Origin of the sequence: Pseudomonas sp. MF6755 (assembly GCF_016405635.1) — a bacterium.
GTDB classification, from domain to species: domain Bacteria; phylum Pseudomonadota; class Gammaproteobacteria; order Pseudomonadales; family Pseudomonadaceae; genus Aquipseudomonas; species Aquipseudomonas haemolytica.
The window spans coordinates 1-18,529 of the sequence record NZ_JAEKDA010000015.1; the positions used below are offsets into that span (position 1 = coordinate 1).

General features: G+C 58.7%; 15 protein-coding genes and 3 pseudogenes. 17 read left to right on the forward strand and 1 reads right to left on the reverse strand.

What is annotated here, in order from left to right; translation table 11 throughout:
• From JFT66_RS29850 to JFT66_RS20040, 15 genes and pseudogenes are all read left to right on the forward strand, one after another.
• Positions 1-219 (forward strand): hypothetical protein (locus JFT66_RS29850; RefSeq protein WP_233097153.1); only part of this gene is annotated, 219 nt, incomplete at its 5' end.
• A 300-nt stretch (positions 220-519) separates the two neighbouring features.
• The gene (locus tag JFT66_RS19975) at positions 520-933 is read left to right on the forward strand and encodes an NADH-quinone oxidoreductase subunit A (protein ID WP_003219575.1); all 414 of its coding nucleotides are present in this window, start codon (positions 520-522) and stop codon (positions 931-933) included.
• Between the two features lie 10 nt (positions 934-943).
• Positions 944-1,618: a NuoB/complex I 20 kDa subunit family protein gene (locus tag JFT66_RS19980; RefSeq protein WP_003174719.1), complete on the forward strand. Its 675-nt coding sequence runs from the start codon at positions 944-946 to the stop codon at positions 1,616-1,618.
• A gap of 72 nt (positions 1,619-1,690) precedes the next feature.
• Positions 1,691-3,475, forward strand: a complete 1,785-nt coding sequence (gene nuoC, locus JFT66_RS19985) for an NADH-quinone oxidoreductase subunit C/D (protein ID WP_198859948.1) — start codon at positions 1,691-1,693, stop codon at positions 3,473-3,475.
• Between the two features lie 2 nt (positions 3,476-3,477).
• Positions 3,478-3,975: an NADH-quinone oxidoreductase subunit NuoE gene (nuoE, locus tag JFT66_RS19990; RefSeq protein ID WP_003174721.1), complete on the forward strand. Its 498-nt coding sequence runs from the start codon at positions 3,478-3,480 to the stop codon at positions 3,973-3,975.
• The gene (gene nuoF, locus JFT66_RS19995; protein WP_153839299.1) at positions 3,972-5,327 is read left to right on the forward strand and encodes an NADH-quinone oxidoreductase subunit NuoF; all 1,356 of its coding nucleotides are present in this window, start codon (positions 3,972-3,974) and stop codon (positions 5,325-5,327) included. Before nuoE ends, nuoF begins: the two co-directional genes overlap by 4 nt.
• Positions 5,328-5,462: 135 nt before the next feature.
• Positions 5,463-8,177, forward strand: coding sequence for an NADH-quinone oxidoreductase subunit NuoG (gene nuoG, locus JFT66_RS20000; protein WP_198859949.1), 2,715 nt, complete (start codon positions 5,463-5,465; stop codon positions 8,175-8,177).
• Positions 8,174-9,181 carry an NADH-quinone oxidoreductase subunit NuoH gene (gene nuoH / locus JFT66_RS20005; protein ID WP_017737147.1) on the forward strand — a complete coding sequence of 336 codons (1,008 nt, stop codon included), beginning with the start codon at positions 8,174-8,176 and terminating at the stop codon, positions 9,179-9,181. The genes nuoG and nuoH overlap by 4 nt, the downstream gene beginning before the upstream one ends.
• An 11-nt stretch (positions 9,182-9,192) precedes the next feature.
• Entirely contained in the window at positions 9,193-9,741 is a 549-nt protein-coding gene (gene nuoI, locus JFT66_RS20010; RefSeq protein WP_003174725.1) for an NADH-quinone oxidoreductase subunit NuoI, read from the forward strand.
• A gap of 9 nt (positions 9,742-9,750) precedes the next feature.
• The gene (gene nuoJ, locus JFT66_RS20015; RefSeq protein ID WP_003219561.1) at positions 9,751-10,254 is read left to right on the forward strand and encodes an NADH-quinone oxidoreductase subunit J; all 504 of its coding nucleotides are present in this window, start codon (positions 9,751-9,753) and stop codon (positions 10,252-10,254) included.
• A 2-nt stretch (positions 10,255-10,256) separates the two neighbouring features.
• A complete protein-coding gene (gene nuoK, locus JFT66_RS20020) occupies positions 10,257-10,565 on the forward strand; it encodes an NADH-quinone oxidoreductase subunit NuoK (protein ID WP_003174727.1) in 309 nt (102 codons plus the stop codon).
• Positions 10,562-12,415, forward strand: coding sequence for an NADH-quinone oxidoreductase subunit L (gene nuoL / locus JFT66_RS20025; protein ID WP_034120259.1), 1,854 nt, complete (start codon positions 10,562-10,564; stop codon positions 12,413-12,415). The genes nuoK and nuoL overlap by 4 nt, the downstream gene beginning before the upstream one ends.
• A 64-nt stretch (positions 12,416-12,479) precedes the next feature.
• A complete protein-coding gene (gene nuoM / locus JFT66_RS20030; RefSeq protein WP_198859950.1) occupies positions 12,480-14,012 on the forward strand; it encodes an NADH-quinone oxidoreductase subunit M in 1,533 nt (510 codons plus the stop codon).
• 7 nt (positions 14,013-14,019) lie between these two features.
• Positions 14,020-15,483 (forward strand): NADH-quinone oxidoreductase subunit NuoN, encoded by a 1,464-nt coding sequence (gene nuoN / locus JFT66_RS20035; protein WP_034120263.1) that lies wholly within the window; start codon positions 14,020-14,022, stop codon positions 15,481-15,483.
• A gap of 176 nt (positions 15,484-15,659) precedes the next feature.
• A pseudogene (locus JFT66_RS20040) lies at positions 15,660-15,799 on the forward strand (transcriptional regulator); the annotation flags it as partial.
• 82 nt (positions 15,800-15,881) lie between these two features.
• Here JFT66_RS20040 and JFT66_RS29855 read toward each other — a convergent pair.
• A pseudogene (locus tag JFT66_RS29855) lies at positions 15,882-16,253 on the reverse strand (hypothetical protein); the annotation flags it as partial.
• A gap of 567 nt (positions 16,254-16,820) precedes the next feature.
• Here JFT66_RS29855 and JFT66_RS20045 point away from each other — a divergent pair.
• A pseudogene (locus JFT66_RS20045) lies at positions 16,821-17,255 on the forward strand (carbamoyltransferase C-terminal domain-containing protein); the annotation flags it as partial.
• Positions 17,239-18,456, forward strand: a complete 1,218-nt coding sequence (locus JFT66_RS20050; RefSeq protein WP_233097155.1) for an MFS transporter — start codon at positions 17,239-17,241, stop codon at positions 18,454-18,456. The pseudogene JFT66_RS20045 and the gene JFT66_RS20050, both read left to right, overlap by 17 nt.
• The last annotated feature ends 73 nt before the right edge of the window (positions 18,457-18,529 follow it).

Here is an 18,529-nt window from a genome sequence, read left to right on the forward strand (position 1 = left end):
TTGCGGGTTTGCTTGCGCTTGCCAGCGTACTCGGCGTCGGCGAAGGTCATCTGCTTCATCGGGAAACTCGGTGGGTGGGGTCGCGGTATTTTGCCAAATCAGAAAGTCTTTTTCAGAGTTTCCCTAGAGCGGTATTTGCTTGATTCAAATCAGTTAAAAGATCCGTTCCAGCAACTAACGACAATCGCACAAGTAACGGCAACTTCCCCCGCTGCATGAGAAACAATCGCTTAAACCTCCACGCAAACAATATTCATTATCATTTAGACCCTAAAAACTTCGTTACAGGTCAAACAAAACTTAATTGTTCAAAAGCCCGCTAATCCCCGCCCCACAAGGGCTACAGCCTCATAAAGGTGCACTATGTGCTTATTCCACCGAATAATTTCACCCCAGGAATTTTACTTGCCCGGTGTTTAGCCATAAAATCACCGCGATTGATTGCGCTGCGACATATCGTCACTGCATCGTTACTTTTTCGAGCTCAGAGACCTTTGCTCTCTGTTAAGGATTTCCAGCATGACCGAAGCGACAGGACTCATGGCCCACAACTGGGGCTTTGCCATTTTCCTCCTCGGTGTTGTCGGCCTTTGCGCCTTCATGCTCGGCGTCTCCAGCCTCCTCGGGTCAAAAGCTTGGGGCCGCAGCAAAAACGAACCGTTCGAGTCCGGCATGCTACCTACAGGTGGCGCCCGCTTGCGGCTCTCAGCCAAATTCTATCTGGTCGCGATGCTGTTCGTGATCTTCGATATCGAAGCCCTCTTTCTCTTTGCCTGGTCTGTGTCTGTTCGCGAAAGCGGCTGGACCGGATTCGTCGAAGCTCTCGTTTTCATAGCAATTCTGTTGGCAGGCCTTGTCTACCTATTCCGAGTGGGCGCCCTTGACTGGGCTCCGGAAGCTCGTCGTAAGCGGCAAGCGAAGCTGAAACAATGAGGCTTTGGCGATGCAATACAATCTCACCAGGATCGACCCGGATGCTCCTAACGAGCAGTACCCCATCGGCGAACGGGAAACCGTTTCCGACCCGTTAGAAGACCAAGTCCACAAAAACATCTACATGGGCAAGCTCGAAGACGTGCTGAGTGGCGCGGTCAACTGGGGGCGTAAAAACTCCCTGTGGCCGTACAACTTCGGTCTTTCGTGCTGCTACGTGGAAATGACGACCGCCTTCACGGCGCCCCACGACATCGCGCGCTTTGGCGCCGAAGTTATTCGGGCATCGCCGCGCCAGGCGGATTTCATGGTTATCGCCGGAACCTGCTTTATCAAGATGGCGCCGATCATTCAGCGTCTCTACGAGCAAATGCTCGAGCCGAAGTGGGTTATCTCCATGGGTTCGTGCGCCAACTCCGGTGGCATGTACGACATCTACTCCGTCGTTCAAGGGGTGGACAAGTTCCTGCCCGTGGACGTCTACGTGCCTGGCTGCCCGCCCCGCCCTGAAGCTTTTCTGCAAGGCTTGATGCTGTTGCAGGAATCGATTGGCAAGGAGCGTCGCCCGCTTTCCTGGGTCGTAGGCGATCAAGGCGTGTACCGCGCCGAGATGCCTTCGCAAAAGGAACAGCGCCGCGAACAGCGAATCGCAGTCACCAATCTGCGCAGCCCTGACGAAGTCTGATCCAGACCGCTTCTTTTATAGAACGAACACCTGGCTTCATTCTTTACGTTGACCGAAAGCGATAAAAAAACCATGACTACAGGCAGTGCTCGACGCATCCCGCCTTATAAGGCAGACGACCAGGATGTGGTCGTCGAACTCAATAACCGTTTTGGCCCTGACGCCTTCACCGCCCAGGCCACACGCACCGGTATGCCGGTGCTGTGGGTGGCGCGCGCCAAGCTCGTCGAAGTCCTGACCTTCCTGCGCAACCTGCCCAAGCCGTACGTCATGCTCTATGACCTGCATGGCGTGGACGAGCGCCTGCGCACCAAGCGCCAGGGGCTGCCGAGCGGTGCCGATTTCACCGTGTTCTACCACCTGATGTCGCTGGAACGTAACAGCGACGTGATGATCAAGGTCGCCCTGAGCGAGAGCGACCTGAGCATCCCGACCGTGACCGGCATCTGGCCAAACGCCAGCTGGTACGAACGCGAAGTCTGGGACATGTTCGGCATCGACTTCCCGGGCCACCCGCACCTGACGCGCATCATGATGCCGCCGACCTGGGAAGGTCACCCGCTGCGCAAGGACTTCCCTGCGCGCGCCACCGAATTCGACCCGTTCAGCCTCAACCTGGCCAAGCAGCAGCTTGAAGAAGAAGCGGCGCGCTTCCGTCCGGAAGACTGGGGCATGAAGCGTTCCGGCACCAACGAGGACTACATGTTTCTCAACCTGGGCCCGAACCACCCTTCGGCTCACGGTGCCTTCCGTATCATCCTGCAACTGGACGGCGAAGAAATCGTCGACTGCGTGCCGGACATCGGCTACCACCACCGTGGTGCCGAGAAGATGGCCGAGCGCCAGTCGTGGCACAGCTTCATCCCGTACACCGACCGTATCGACTACCTCGGCGGCGTGATGAACAACCTGCCGTACGTGCTCTCGGTCGAGAAGCTGGCCGGTATCAAGGTGCCGGACCGCGTCGACACCATCCGCATCATGATGGCCGAGTTCTTCCGCATAACCAGCCACCTGCTGTTCCTGGGTACCTATATCCAGGACGTCGGCGCCATGACCCCGGTGTTCTTCACCTTCACCGACCGTCAGCGCGCCTACAAGGTCATCGAAGCCATCACCGGTTTCCGCCTGCACCCGGCCTGGTACCGTATCGGCGGTGTTGCCCACGACCTGCCGAATGGCTGGGAACGTCTGGTCAAGGAATTCATCGACTGGATGCCCAAGCGTCTGGACGAGTACCAGAAGGCTGCGCTGGATAACAGCATCCTCAAAGGTCGCACCATCGGCGTCGCCGCCTACAACACCAAAGAAGCCCTGGAATGGGGCGTCACCGGTGCTGGCTTGCGTTCGACCGGTTGCGATTTCGACTTGCGTAAAGCACGCCCGTACTCAGGCTACGAGAACTTCGAATTCGAAGTCCCGCTGTCGGCCAACGGCGATGCCTACGACCGTTGCATCGTGCGCGTCGAAGAAATGCGCCAGAGCCTGAAAATCATCGAGCAGTGCATGCGCAACATGCCGGCCGGCCCGTACAAGGCAGATCACCCGCTGACCACGCCGCCGCCCAAAGAGCGCACGCTGCAGCACATCGAAACCCTGATCACGCACTTCCTGCAAGTTTCGTGGGGCCCGGTCATGCCGGCCAACGAGTCCTTCCAGATGATCGAAGCGACCAAGGGTATCAACAGTTATTACCTGACGAGCGATGGCGGCACCATGAGCTACCGCACCCGGATTCGTACCCCAAGCTTTGCCCACTTGCAGCAGATCCCTTCGGTGATCAAAGGCGAGATGGTCGCGGACTTGATTGCGTACCTGGGTAGTATCGATTTCGTTATGGCCGACGTGGACCGCTAAGCATGAACAGCACGCTTATCCAGACAGACCGTTTCACCCTCAGTGAAACCGAGCGCTCGGCCATCGAGCACGAGCTGCATCACTACGAAGACCCGCGCGCGGCGTCGATCGAAGCCTTGAAGATCGTCCAGAAGGAACGTGGCTGGGTGCCGGACGGCGCCCTCTACGCCATCGGCGAGATCCTCGGCATCCCCGCCAGCGATGTTGAAGGCGTGGCGACGTTCTACAGCCAGATCTTCCGCCAGCCGGTCGGCCGCCACATCATTCGCGTGTGCGACAGCATGGTCTGCTACATCGGCGGCCATGAATCCGTGGTCAGCGAAATCCAGAACAAACTGGGCATCGGCCTGGGCCAGACTACCCCGGACGGCCGCTTCACGCTGCTGCCGGTGTGCTGCCTGGGCAACTGTGACAAGGCGCCGGCGTTGATGATCGACGACGACACATTCGGTGACGTGCAGCCTGCTGGCGTGACCCAATTGCTCGAGGGCTACCCATGACCCTGACTTCTTTCGGCCCGGCCAACCTGATCAAGCGTTCGCCTGAGACCCACCCGCTGACCTGGCGTCTGCGCGACGACGGCGAGCCTGTATGGCTTGACGAGTACCAGGCCAAGAACGGTTACGCCGCTGCGCGTAAAGCCTTCGCCGACATGGCTCAGGACGACATCGTCCAGACCGTCAAAGATGCCGGCCTCAAAGGCCGCGGCGGTGCGGGCTTCCCCACGGGCGTGAAGTGGGGCCTGATGCCCAAGGACGAATCCATCAACATCCGCTACCTGCTGTGCAACGCGGATGAAATGGAGCCCAACACCTGGAAAGACCGCATGCTGATGGAGCAACTGCCCCATCTGCTGATCGAAGGCATGCTGATCAGCGCCCGCGCGCTGAAAACCTACCGTGGCTACATCTTCCTGCGTGGCGAATACACCACCGCCGCCAAGCACCTGACCCGTGCCGTGGAAGAAGCCAAGGCCGCCGGCCTGCTGGGCAAGAACATCCTCGGTTCCGGTTTTGACTTCGAGCTGTTCGTACACACCGGCGCCGGGCGTTACATCTGCGGTGAAGAAACCGCACTGATCAACTCCCTCGAAGGCCGCCGCGCCAACCCGCGCTCCAAGCCGCCCTTCCCTGCCGCCGTGGGCGTGTGGGGCAAGCCGACTTGCGTGAACAACGTCGAGACCCTGTGCAACGTGCCGGCGATCATTGCCGACGGCGTGGACTGGTACAAATCCTTGGCTCGCGAAGGCAGTGAAGACATGGGCACCAAGCTCATGGGCTTCTCCGGCAAGGTCAAGAACCCTGGCCTGTGGGAGCTGCCGTTCGGCGTGACCGCACGCGAGCTGTTCGAGGACTACGCCGGCGGCATGCGCGACGGCTACACCTTGAAAGCCTGGCAGCCAGGCGGCGCCGGTACCGGTTTCCTGCTCCCTGAGCACCTCGACGCACAAATGTATGCCGGCGGCATCGGCAAGGTGGGCACCCGGATGGGTACCGGCCTGGCGATGGCGGTCGACAACACCGTGAACATGGTGTCATTGCTGCGCAACATGGAGCAGTTCTTTGCCCGCGAATCCTGCGGCTTCTGCACCCCATGCCGCGACGGCCTGCCATGGAGCGTCAAGCTGCTGATGGCCCTGGAAAACGGCGAGGGCCGCGAGGGTGATATCGAGACCCTGCTGGGTCTGGTCGGTTTCCTCGGCCCGGGCAAGACCTTCTGTGCTCACGCACCGGGCGCCGTGGAGCCATTGGGCAGCGCAATCAAATACTTCCGCTCGGAGTTCGAAGCCGGCATCGCGCCTACCAGCGCCGCCGTCCCGCCTCTGGCAAGGCCGATCGTAGTCGGCGCGTAACGCTTAAACAGGCGCAGGGTCCGTGCCCTTCGCCTGCTCATGGGCTGACGCCGTAAAGGCTGTGTTGATGCCCATGAATAACAAGATTCCATTAGCCACGCCCGCTGACAACGGGCCAACGAAGAACTTTGAACCATGGCCACTATCCACGTAGACGGCAAAGCGCTCGAAGTCGATGGGGCGGACAACCTGTTACAGGCGTGTCTGTCACTCGGCCTTGATATCCCGTATTTCTGCTGGCACCCCGCTCTCGGTAGCGTCGGTGCCTGTCGCCAGTGTGCGGTCAAGCAATACACCGACGAGAACGACACCCGTGGTCGTATCGTCATGTCCTGCATGACCCCAGCCACCGACAACACCTGGATCTCCATCGAAGATGAAGAATCCAAGGCGTTCCGCGCCAGTGTTGTCGAATGGCTGATGACCAACCACCCCCACGACTGCCCGGTCTGTGAGGAAGGCGGTCACTGCCACCTGCAAGACATGACGGTGATGACCGGCCACAACGAGCGCCGTTATCGCTTCACCAAGCGTACCCACCAGAACCAGGACCTCGGCCCGTTCATCTCCCACGAGATGAACCGCTGCATCGCCTGCTACCGTTGCGTGCGCTTCTATAAAGACTATGCCGGCGGCACCGACCTGGGCGTATTCGGCGCCCACGACAACGTGTACTTCGGTCGCGTTGAAGACGGCGTGCTCGAAAGCGAGTTCTCCGGCAACCTCACCGAGGTCTGCCCGACCGGTGTGTTCACCGACAAGACCCACTCCGAGCGCTACAACCGTAAGTGGGACATGCAGTTCTCGCCGAGCATCTGCCATGGCTGCTCCAGCGGTTGCAACATTTCCCCGGGCGAGCGCTACGGCGAACTGCGTCGGATCGAAAACCGCTTCAACGGTTCGGTCAACCAGTACTTCCTGTGCGACCGTGGCCGTTTCGGCTATGGCTACGTCAACCGCGAAGACCGCCCACGCCAGCCGCTGCTGGCCGATGGCGCCAAGCTGAGCCTGGACGCGGCGCTGGATAAAGCCGCTGACCTGCTGCGCGGGCGCAACATCGTCGGTATCGGTTCGCCGCGTGCCAGCCTCGAAAGCAACTACGCGTTGCGCGAGCTGGTGGGTGCCGAGCACTTCTACTCCGGCATCGAAGCCGGTGAACTGGAGCGCATCCGCCTGGTCCTGCAAGTGCTGAACGACAGCCCGCTGCCGGTGCCGAACATGCGCGACATCGAAGACCACGACGCCATCTTCGTACTCGGTGAAGACCTGACCCAGACCGCCGCACGCATCGCGCTGTCGCTGCGCCAGTCGGTCAAAGGCAAGGCCGAAGAGATGGCCGACGCCATGCGCGTGCAGCCGTGGCTCGACGCCGCGGTGAAAAACATCGGCCAGCACGCGCTGAACCCGCTGTTTATCGCAAGCCTGGCTGAAACCAAGCTCGACGATATCGCCGAAGAATGCGTACACGCAGCGCCGGATGACCTGGCCCGTATCGGTTTCGCCGTGGCCCACGCCCTCGACGCCAGCGCGCCTGCCGTCGAAGGCCTGGACGCTGAAGCCGTTGAACTGGCCCAGCGCATCGCCGACGCTCTGCTGGCGGCCAAGCGTCCCTTGATCATTGCCGGCACCTCGTTGGGTTCCAAGGCGCTGATCGAAGCCGCCGCCAACATCGCCAAGGCCCTGAAGCTGCGCGACAAGAACGGCTCCATCAGCCTGGTGGTGCCGGAAGCCAACAGCCTTGGCCTGGCGATGCTCGGTGGCGAGTCCCTGGACGCAGCCCTGCAAGCGGTGACCGACGGCAACGCCGACGCCATCGTGGTGCTGGAAAACGACCTGTACACCCGCACCGACGCCGCCAAGGTTGACGCTGCACTGAACGCCGCCAAGGTCCTGATCGTGGCCGACCACCAGAAGACCGCCACCAGCGACCGCGCCGACCTGGTACTGCCCGCCGCCAGCTTTGCCGAAGGCGACGGTACCCTGGTCAGCCAGGAAGGTCGCGCCCAGCGCTTCTTCCAGGTGTTCGATCCGAAGTACATGGACGCCAGCATCCTGGTTCACGAAGGCTGGCGCTGGCTGCATGCCCTGCGCGCCACCCTGCTGAACCAGCCGATCGACTGGACCCAGCTCGACCACGTCACCGCAGCCACCGCCGCGAGTGCGCCGCAGCTTGCCCGGATTGTCGACGCTGCACCGTCTGCCGCGTTCCGCATCAAGGGTATGAAACTGGCCCGTGAACCGCTGCGCTACTCCGGGCGTACCGCCATGCGTGCTGACATCAGCGTGCACGAACCGCGTACCCCGCAAGACATCGACACCGCGTTCGCCTTCTCCATGGAAGGTTACTCGGGCTCGGTCGAGCCGCGTCAGCAAGTGCCATTTGCCTGGTCGCCGGGCTGGAACTCGCCGCAGGCCTGGAACAAGTTCCAGGACGAAGTCGGTGGTCACATCCGTGCTGGCGACCCGGGCACACGCCTGATCGAAAGCACCGGTGACTCGCTGAACTGGTTCGCTGCGGTACCGCGGCCGTTCAACCCGGCCCCGGGCACCTGGCAGGTCGTGCCGTTCTTCCACTTGTTCGGCAGCGAAGAGACCTCTTCCAAGGCCGCGCCGGTTCAAGAGCGCATCCCGACCGCCTACGTGTCCGTGGCCAAGTCCGAAGCCGACCGCCTGGGCGTCAACGACGGTGCCTTGCTCAGCTTGAACGTAGCCGGCCAGACCCTGCGCCTGCCGCTGCGTATCAACGAAGAGTTGGGTGCCGGCCTGGTTGCACTGCCGAAAGGCCTCGCCGGTATCCCGCCTGCGATCTTTGGCCAAACCGTTGACGGTCTGCAGGAGGCAGCGCAATGACCTGGTTCACCCCTGAAGTGATCGACGTGATCATCTCGGTCGTCAAGGCCATCGTGATCCTGTTGGCCGTGGTCGTGGCGGGCGCCCTGCTCAGCTTCGTCGAACGTCGCCTGTTGGGTTGGTGGCAGGACCGTTACGGTCCGAACCGCGTTGGCCCATTCGGTATGTTCCAGATCGCGGCCGACATGCTGAAAATGTTCTTCAAGGAAGACTGGACTCCGCCGTTTGCCGACAAGGTGATCTTCACCCTGGCACCGGTCGTGGCCATGAGCGCCTTGCTGATCGCCTTCGCGATCATCCCGATCACCCCGACCTGGGGCGTGGCGGACCTGAACATCGGCTTGCTGTTCTTCTTCGCCATGGCCGGTTTGTCGGTCTACGCGGTGCTGTTCGCTGGCTGGGCCAGTAACAACAAGTTCGCCCTGCTGGGCAGCTTGCGGGCTTCGGCCCAGACCGTGTCTTACGAAGTGTTCATGGGCCTTGCCCTGATGGGCATCGTAGTGCAGGTCGGCTCGTTCAACATGCGCGACATCGTCGAGTACCAGGCGCAGAACCTGTGGTTCATCATTCCGCAGTTCTTCGGCTTCTGTACCTTCTTCATCGCTGGCGTGGCCGTGACTCACCGTCACCCGTTCGACCAGCCGGAAGCGGAACAGGAACTGGCCGACGGTTACCACATTGAATATGCCGGCATGAAGTGGGGCATGTTCTTCGTTGGCGAATACATCGGGATCATCTTGATCTCGGCCCTGCTGGTCACGCTGTTCTTCGGCGGCTGGCACGGTCCGTTCGGCATCCTGCCGCAGTTGGCGTTCTTCTGGTTCTTCCTCAAGACCGCGTTCTTCATCATGTTGTTTATCCTGCTGCGCGCTTCCATTCCGCGTCCACGATACGACCAGGTGATGGATTTCAGCTGGCGCTTCTGCCTGCCGCTGACCCTGATCAATTTGCTGGTGACTGCTGCCGTTGTGTTGTTGAACACGCCAGCGGGCGCGGTTCAGTGAGGATTTGACCCATGTTCAAATATATTGGCGACATCGTTAAGGGTACCGGTACCCAGTTGCGAAGCCTGGTGATGGTTTTCGGCCATGGCTTTCGCAAACGCGACACCCTGCAATACCCGGAAGAAGCGGTATACCTGCCGCCGCGCTATCGCGGCCGCATCGTACTGACCCGCGACCCCGATGGCGAAGAGCGTTGCGTAGCCTGCAACCTGTGCGCCGTGGCGTGCCCGGTGGGTTGCATCTCCCTGCAGAAAGCTGAAACCGAAGACGGTCGCTGGTACCCGGACTTCTTCCGTATCAACTTCTCGCGCTGCATTTTTTGCGGCCTCTGCGAGGAAGCTTGCCCGACCACCGCGATCCAGCTGACACCGGATTTCGAGATGGCCGAGTTCAAACGTCAGGACCTGGTGTACGAGAAAGAAGATCTGCTGATCTCTGGTCCCGGTAAAAACCCTGATTACAACTTCTATCGTGTTGCAGGTATGGCCGTTGCCGGTAAGCCCAAAGGCGCCGCACAAAACGAAGCCGAGCCGATCAACGTGAAGAGCTTGCTGCCTTAAGGAAGAAAGATGGAATTCGCTTTCTATTTCGCATCGGGTATCGCTGTTGTGTCCACGCTTCGCGTGATCACCAACACCAACCCCGTGCATGCCCTGCTCTACCTGATCATTTCGCTGATCGCTGTGGCCATGACCTTTTTCAGTCTCGGCGCACCGTTCGCCGGTGTACTGGAAGTGATCGCCTACGCCGGCGCCATCATGGTGCTGTTCGTGTTTGTGGTGATGATGCTCAACCTCGGGCCGGCTTCGGTCGCCCAGGAACGCGTCTGGCTCAAGCCCGGCATCTGGCTCGGCCCGGTGATCCTGGCAGCCCTGCTGCTGGGTGAACTGCTGTATGTGCTGTTCGCTCACCAGAGCGGCCAGGCCATCGGCCACACCACCGTAGACGCGAAAGCCGTGGGCATCAGCCTGTTCGGCCCGTACCTGCTGGTGGTCGAACTGGCTTCGATGCTGCTGCTCGCCGCAGCCATCACCGCCTTCCACTTGGGCCGCAACGAAGCCAAGGAGCAATGACGATGCCTGCTATCCCTTTGGAGCATGGTCTGGCGGTCGCCGGCATCCTGTTCTGCCTTGGCCTGGTCGGCCTGATGGTGCGCCGTAACATTCTGTTCGTGTTGATGAGCCTGGAAATCATGATGAACGCTGCAGCGTTGGCGTTCATCGTTGCGGGTGCACGTTGGGGCCAGCCGGATGGACAAGTCATGTTCATCCTGGTGATCAGCCTGGCAGCCGCCGAGGCCAGTATCGGCCTGGCGATTCTGCTGCAACTGTATCGTCGCTTCCACACGCTTGATATCGACGCTGCCAGTGAGATGCGCGGATGAACATGATCTTTCTGACTTTCGTATTCCCCCTGATCGGTTTCCTGCTGCTGTCGTTCTCCCGTGGACGCTGGTCGGAAAACCTTTCTGCCCTGGTGGGTGTGGGTTCCATTGGCCTGTCGGCGATTGTTGCCGCCTACGTCATCTGGCAATTCAACGTGGCGCCGCCGGAAGGCGGTCACTACACCCTGGTGCTGTGGCAGTGGATGTCGGTGGAGGGCTTCAAGCCCAACTTCGCCCTCTACGTCGACGGCCTGTCGATCACCATGCTGGGCGTGGTTGTCGGCGTGGGCTTCCTGATCCACCTGTTCGCGTCCTGGTACATGCGCGGTGAAGCGGGCTACTCACGCTTCTTCTCGTACACCAACCTGTTTATCGCCAGCATGCTGTTCCTGGTGCTGGGCGATAACCTGTTGTTCCTGTACTTCGGCTGGGAAGGCGTGGGCCTGTGCTCGTACCTGTTGATCGGTTTCTACTACAGCAACCGCAACAACGGTAACGCGGCACTCAAGGCATTCATCGTTACCCGCATCGGCGACGTGTTCATGGCCATCGGCCTGTTCATCCTGTTCCAACAGGTGGGCACGCTGAATATCCAGGAACTGCTGGTGCTGGCACCGCAGAAATTCCAGGTCGGTGACTTCTGGATCACCCTGGCGACCCTGATGCTGCTGGGCGGCGCTGTGGGTAAATCTGCGCAACTGCCGCTGCAAACCTGGCTGGCGGACGCGATGGCCGGTCCTACCCCGGTGTCGGCACTGATCCACGCCGCCACCATGGTAACCGCCGGTGTTTACCTGATCGCCCGTACCCATGGCCTGTTCACCCTGGCGCCGGACATCCTGCACCTGGTTGGCATAGTGGGCGGCGTGACGCTGGTACTGGCCGGCTTCGCCGCGCTGGTGCAGACCGACATCAAGCGCATCCTCGCCTATTCGACCATGAGCCAGATCGGCTACATGTTCCTGGCCCTGGGCGTTGGTGCCTGGGACGCGGCGATCTTCCACCTGATGACCCACGCGTTCTTCAAGGCGCTGCTGTTCCTTGCTTCCGGTGCGGTGATCGTGGCCTGCCACCACGAGCAGAACATCTTCAAGATGGGCGGCCTGTGGAAGAAACTGCCACTGGCCTACGCCAGCTTCATCGTCGGTGGTGCCGCGCTCGCAGCCCTGCCGCTGGTGACCGCCGGTTTCTACTCCAAGGACGAGATTCTCTGGGAAGCCTTCGCCAGCGGAAACCAGAACCTGCTGTACGCAGGCCTGGTAGGTGCGTTCATGACCTCGCTGTACACCTTCCGCCTGATCTTCATCACCTTCCACGGTGAAGCCAAGACCGAAGCGCACGCAGGCCACGGCATCTCCCACTGGCTGCCACTGTCGGTGCTGATCATCCTGTCGACCTTCATCGGCGCCATGATCACCCCGCCTCTGCACGGTGTACTGCCACAAAGCGTCGGCCATGCCGGCGGCGCAGACAAGCACAGCCTGGAAATCGCCTCGGGTGCCATTGCCATCGCCGGTATCCTGCTGGCAGCCCTGCTGTTCCTCGGCAAGCGTCGCTTCGTGACCGCCGTGGCCAACAGTGGCATTGGCCGCTTCCTGTCGGCCTGGTGGTTCGCCGCCTGGGGCTTCGACTGGATCTACGACAAACTGTTCGTCAAGCCCTACCTGGCCATCAGCCATGTACTGCGCAAAGACCCGCTCGACCAGACCATCGGTTTGATCCCGCGCGCCGCCAAGGCTGGTCACACCGCCCTGAGCCGCAGCGAGACGGGCCAACTGCGTTGGTATGCAGCTTCCATGGCGGCCGGTGCGGTTCTGGTGATTGGCGCCATCGTTGTGGTAGCGGTCTGACCATGTCTATGCACATTGCGAACATTGCGATCTTTGCGAACTTGCGAAAGGAAACGAGCCTGTCATGATTCTGCCCTGGCTAATCCTGATCCCCTTCATCGGCGGCCTGCTCTGCTGGATGGGTGAACGCTTCGGCGCCACCCTCCCCCGCTGGATTGCGTTGCTGACCATGTCCCTGGAACTCGCGCTCGGCCTCTGGCTGTGGGCCCATGGCGACTATTCATTTGCTCCGGCACCGGGTGTCGACCCCACCTTCGCGCTTGAATTCAAGCACGTGTGGATCCAGCGCTTCGGCATCAACGTGCACCTGGCCCTCGACGGCCTGTCGCTGTTGATGATCCTGCTGACCGGCCTGCTGGGTATCCTCTCGGTACTCTGCTCCTGGAAAGAGATCCAGCGTCACGTGGGCTTCTTCCACCTGAACCTGATGTGGATCCTGGGCGGTGTCGTCGGCGTGTTCCTCGCCCTCGACCTGTTCATGTTCTTCTTCTTCTGGGAAATGATGCTGGTGCCGATGTACTTCCTCATCGCGCTCTGGGGTCACAGTTCTTCGGACGGCAAGAAAACCCGGATCTACGCGGCGACCAAGTTCTTCATCTTCACCCAGGCTTCCGGCCTGATCATGTTGGTGGCGATCCTGGGCCTGGTACTGGTCAACTTCAACAGCACGGGCGTGATTACCTTCAACTACGCCGACCTGTTGAAGACCAAGATGTCGCTGACCACCGAGTACATCCTGATGCTCGGTTTCTTCATCGCCTTCGCGGTGAAGCTGCCGGTGGTGCCGTTCCACTCCTGGTTGCCTGACGCTCACGCCCAGGCGCCGACTGCCGGTTCCGTGGACCTGGCCGGTATCCTGCTGAAGACGGCAGCCTACGGCCTGCTGCGTTTCGCCCTGCCGCTGTTCCCGAATGCCTCGGCCGAGTTCGCGCCGATTGCCATGACCCTGGGTCTGATCGGGATCTTCTACGGTGCGTTCCTGGCCTTTGCACAAACCGACATCAAGCGTCTGATTGCCTTCTCGTCCGTTTCCCACATGGGCTTCGTACTGATCGGCATCTACTCCGGCAGCCAGCTGGCGTTGCAAGGCGCGGTGATCCAGATGTTGGCCCACGGTGTTTCGGCTGCTGCACTCTTTATCCTGAGTGGCCAGTTGTACGAACGCCTGCACACCCGTGACATGCGGGAAATGGGTGGCGTGTGGTCGCGCATCGCGTACCTGCCGGCGATCAGCCTGTTCTTCGCCGCTGCGTCCCTGGGCTTGCCGGGTACCGGTAACTTCATCGGCGAGTTCCTGATCCTGATGGGTGCCTTCGTGCAGACGCCATGGATCAGCGCCATCGCCACTTCCGGCCTGGTGTTCGGTTCGGTCTACTCGCTGATCATGATCCACCGCGCGTATTTCGGCCCGGCCAAGTCGGACACCGTCCTGCACGGTATGGATGCTCGCGAACTGATCATGGTGCTCGGCCTTGCGGTATTGCTGATCTTCATCGGCGTGTACCCGCAACCGTTCCTGGACACTTCTACCGCAACGATGCATGGCGTGCAGCAGTGGTTCGGCACCGCCTTCTCCCAACTCGCTTCGGCCCGGTAAGAGCGCTATGGAATTCACGATCCAACACTTTATCGCGCTTGCGCCGCTGCTGATCACCAGCCTCACCATCGTGGTGGTGATGCTGGCGATCGCCTGGCGCCGCAATCACTCGCAAACGTTCCTGCTGTCCTGTGCCGGCTTGAACCTGGCCCTGTTGTCGATCATCCCGGCCCTCAAGGTCGCGCCACTGGCGGTCACGCCGCTGATGATGGTCGATGACTTCGCGCTGCTGTACATCGCCCTGATCCTGGTGGCGACCCTGGCATGCGTGACCCTCGCCCACGCCTACCTCGGCGAAGGCGGCACCGGCTACCCGGGTAACAAGGAAGAGCTGTACCTGCTGATCCTGCTGGCTGCGGCCGGTGGCATCGTGCTGGTCAGCGCACAGCACCTTGCCGGCTTGTTCATCGGCCTGGAACTGCTGTCGATTCCGACCTACGGTCTGGTGGCCTATGCCTTCTTCAGCAAGCGCTCCCTGGAAGCCGGCATCAAGTACATGGTGCTGTCGGCCGCGGGTTCCGCGTTCCTGTTGTTCGGTATGGCCCTGCTCTACGCCGAAGCCGGCAGCCTGAGCTTCAGCGGTATCGGCCACGCCCTGGCCGCCACCAACAGCCCTGCGCCGATTGCCCAACTGGGCCTGGCGATGATGCTGATCGGCCTGGCGTTCAAGTTGTCGCTGGTGCCGTTCCACCTGTGGACCCCGGACGTGTACGAAGGCGCCCCGGCGCCGGTGGCGGCGTTCCTGGCCACTGCGTCGAAAGTGGCGGTGTTTGCGGTGATGGTGCGTCTGTTCCAGATCTCCCCTGCCGCCAACACCGGCGTGCTGAGCAACGTGCTGACCGTGATCGCCATTGCGTCGATCCTGTTCGGTAACCTGCTGGCGCTGACCCAGAACAACCTCAAGCGTCTGCTGGGTTATTCGTCCATCGCCCACTTCGGCTACCTGCTGATCGCCCTGGTGGCGAGCAAAGGCCTGGCCGTGGAAGCCATCGGCGTGTACCTGGTCACCTACGTGATCACCAGCCTCGGCGCGTTCGGCGTGATCACCCTGATGTCCTCTCCTTATAAAGGCCGTGACGCCGACGCCCTGTACGAATACCGTGGCCTGTTCTGGCGCCGTCCATACCTGACCGCCGTACTTACCGTAATGATGCTGTCCCTTGCCGGTATCCCGCTGACCGCAGGCTTCATCGGCAAGTTCTACATCGTCGCTACCGGTGTCGAAGCTCATCAATGGTGGCTGGTTGCTTCCCTGGTACTGGGCAGCGCCATCGGCGTGTTCTACTACCTGCGCGTGATGGTCACCCTGTACCTGATCGAGCCAAACCTGCGCCGTGTGGATGCCGAGCTGCATTGGGAACAGAAGGCAGGCGGCGTGATGCTGCTGGCCATCGCCCTGCTCGCGTTCTTCCTGGGTGTGTACCCACAACCGTTGCTCACCCTGGTGCAGCACGCGGTGTTGGGCGTTTGATCGCTTAGATTGATGCAATAAGCAAAACGGCGCCTTTGGGCGCCGTTTTGCGTTTCAGGGGGAAGACATTAGAGATGCAGTGCAACCACTATCGCCTTCGCGAGCAAGCCCGCTCCCACATTTGGATCGAGGAGCGTCAGTGGGATACTCATGGGCTCAACACTGTCCTATGCCACGCAGACGAGGTGATCGCCGTGCGCCAGCAACTCAACCTCTCCCGGTCGGCCGGGCCAAACCCAACGCCCAGGCCGTCACCCTTATACGCCTGGTGGCGCGTTTTCCGGAAACCGTGGCACAACTTGCCGCACTGGGCTGACCTGCAAAAGCATCGAGCAGGAGGCGGATTTACATCCGCCGCCCTCTCACACCACCGTACGTACGGTTCCGCATACGACGGTTCAGGTTATGCGATTAAGCCGGTTTATCGTATCCAGTATCGAGACCAATCCCAAACGATCCCACAGTTTCTTCGGTAGCACCTGATTCATATGGCGGGCTCCCGAGTTCCACCATGGGCTACGACCATTAAAAGCCGACTTACAGGCACGTTCCTCACTGAGTTCCAAGCGCATCAGGTTGCGCGATGCTGATTCAAGAGGCGCTCGACGCCTGCCAACACTCGCTCGCCGGCCCGACGACTGCGCACACAAAATGTTCGCATTGTCGGCATAACGTACGAAGCGATGGCCCCGTCGCGCCAGCTCTTTGTCGAGTTCGTAGAGCAGGATATTCGACAGCAACCGCGAGAGCGGGCCGTCTTGCGGCGTCCCTCTTGCCGCCGGCTAGTAGCCTCGGGCTTCCTTCAAATTCGCAGTCACCCGCGGCACCCTTGCCTCTGGCTAACACTTCCCCTTGCCGGGTGTGTAGAGGACTTTCACCTCCAAGTCATTCGACTCACCACCACAGTGAGTCGAACAGCACCAGTCATGGCGCACTCGGCCGCAAGGGTAAACGCCAGATGCAGGTCAATATAAACGTAGGCATTCCATAAGCCGCGTTTGGTTTCCTCGACTAAACGCTTTTAGCATTGAGCACCTGCGAAGAAAAACATGTGAACCACAACGACAACGGAATCGTCGTCTTATATGCAACTGGATATTACAGTCTTGTATATGAATCAATACTTTTAGAAGTCAACGATGGAGCGAAATGTAGGAAATGCCAATCAGACCGATCCTATAAATGCCTGGAAAAATACACGAAGACTCAACTGAAAAAAATACAACTCAATAAATTAAAATTGACAATTACAATAGACCCTCATACGGTTTAAGCGCATCGTAAATCTGCGAAGGCAATAACCCTGAGGGACTCTATATGAAACGAGTAATTTAGCGGCGCCCTACCCTAGAGATAACCTCATTAGATTGAACAAAATCAAGAAGCGCGAAGGGTTTCGACCTATTGCGCCGATATGCTTAGAAGAATGTATGGCTGAATACTTCCGCCCGTCTACCCCCTCCCCCTTCATGCTGGAATTTCGCAAAGTTATTTCATCTAGAATCCCAGCGGTGACGCATGTTGATAACTCAGCGCGCCCTCAATCAGGCAATAAATCGCAGAATCTTCGTATGCATCAGCTACTGAGCGCCTATCGTGATATTTCAGGAGTCGGCGTACTTTGCAACACCTCCCTAAACTTCAATGGTCGCAGCTTTATAAATAGGTTGAGCGACCTGTATCAATTCGCCAATGAACATGAACTCGACGGCTTCGTATTTGAAGACAAATTTTTTCTCAATTCAGATCGGCATGATGAAAACGTCAAGTAAGCTTATTTACGTGCAAGCGCTATCCAGTCTCTCACTATGGCTTGATATTTTTTTGATCTTCACGGTTCCCGTTTATCTATGGCATGCCTCTCCTTCATCGATAGCGTTCCTGGCTTTTTGCCTGGGTGCCCCAATGTTGTTTCTTGGCCCTATCGTTGGAACGCTGATAGATCGACATGACGTAAGGAAAACACTATTATTTGGTGCCTTACTGCGTACACTATCTACTGTAGCACTAGCAGTGTCTCCAGACCTTCAGAGTTTTTTGTTTTTCATTTTATTCAAAGGCGTGTCAAACTTATTTTACTTCCCTTCGATAACCATCATGGTTCGACAACTGATACTTGCCGAAGAGCGCAAATCCTTTTTCAGTCACGTCAGTGTATTTGATCAATCCTCCAAAATTTTTGCGCCATTACTTGCAGGCGTATTAACGACAGTATTATCACCTAAGGATTTATTCTTTTTGTCGGCTGCCGCCATTGCATTAACCTTTCCACTCCTAAGGTCTATTTGCCTGGGATTCCGAACGCAAACTAATGACTCCTCTACGAAAACCCTTCCACTCTATCGCGACATAACAAGAGGACTTTCTATTTTCAATGCCTTGCCCTTTCAACTACGCATAGGCTTTTTATACTCCCTACTGACATCGCTGGCTTTAGGACTTTACGACCCGCATTTGGCGTCCTTTCTAGCCTACGAAGGTTTACCTCCAGTTAATTTTTCAGTAATCGTTTCCGCAACCGCCGGAGGCGCGATATGTGCCGCACTGTTGGTGAAGTTCAAATTGAGCAATATCGATGAGATCCTGCTTCGATCACATGCATTATTTATTTTTTCTGCAGCATTAATCCTGACCGCAATTTTAGTATTTTTCCAAATACCTGGAAGAGCCTATCTCTATCCGCTGGCTTGGTTTGTGAATGGTTTCAGTTATGAGATATTAATCATATCGTCCAATATAATACTTCAACAATTATGCCCTTCTGATAGTATCGGAAGAGTATCCATGTCCTTCAGAAGCATCCAAATGCTATGCGTTATAATTGGACCTTCTTTAGGGACAATGCTAATAATCGCAGGCGGTCGCCCGGCACCTTTTGTTGTGGCTGCATGCATGGCTTTTTTAACGGCATCAGTATCAATTGCGGTCTATCTATATTTGTACAAAAAACAAGCGCGCACACCTGTCAGTTAGTGCCAAATCAAACGATCATCCGGTGAATCTCCTACTACTTTAAGTTACCTAATCAAGTCCAAGATCGAGTAGG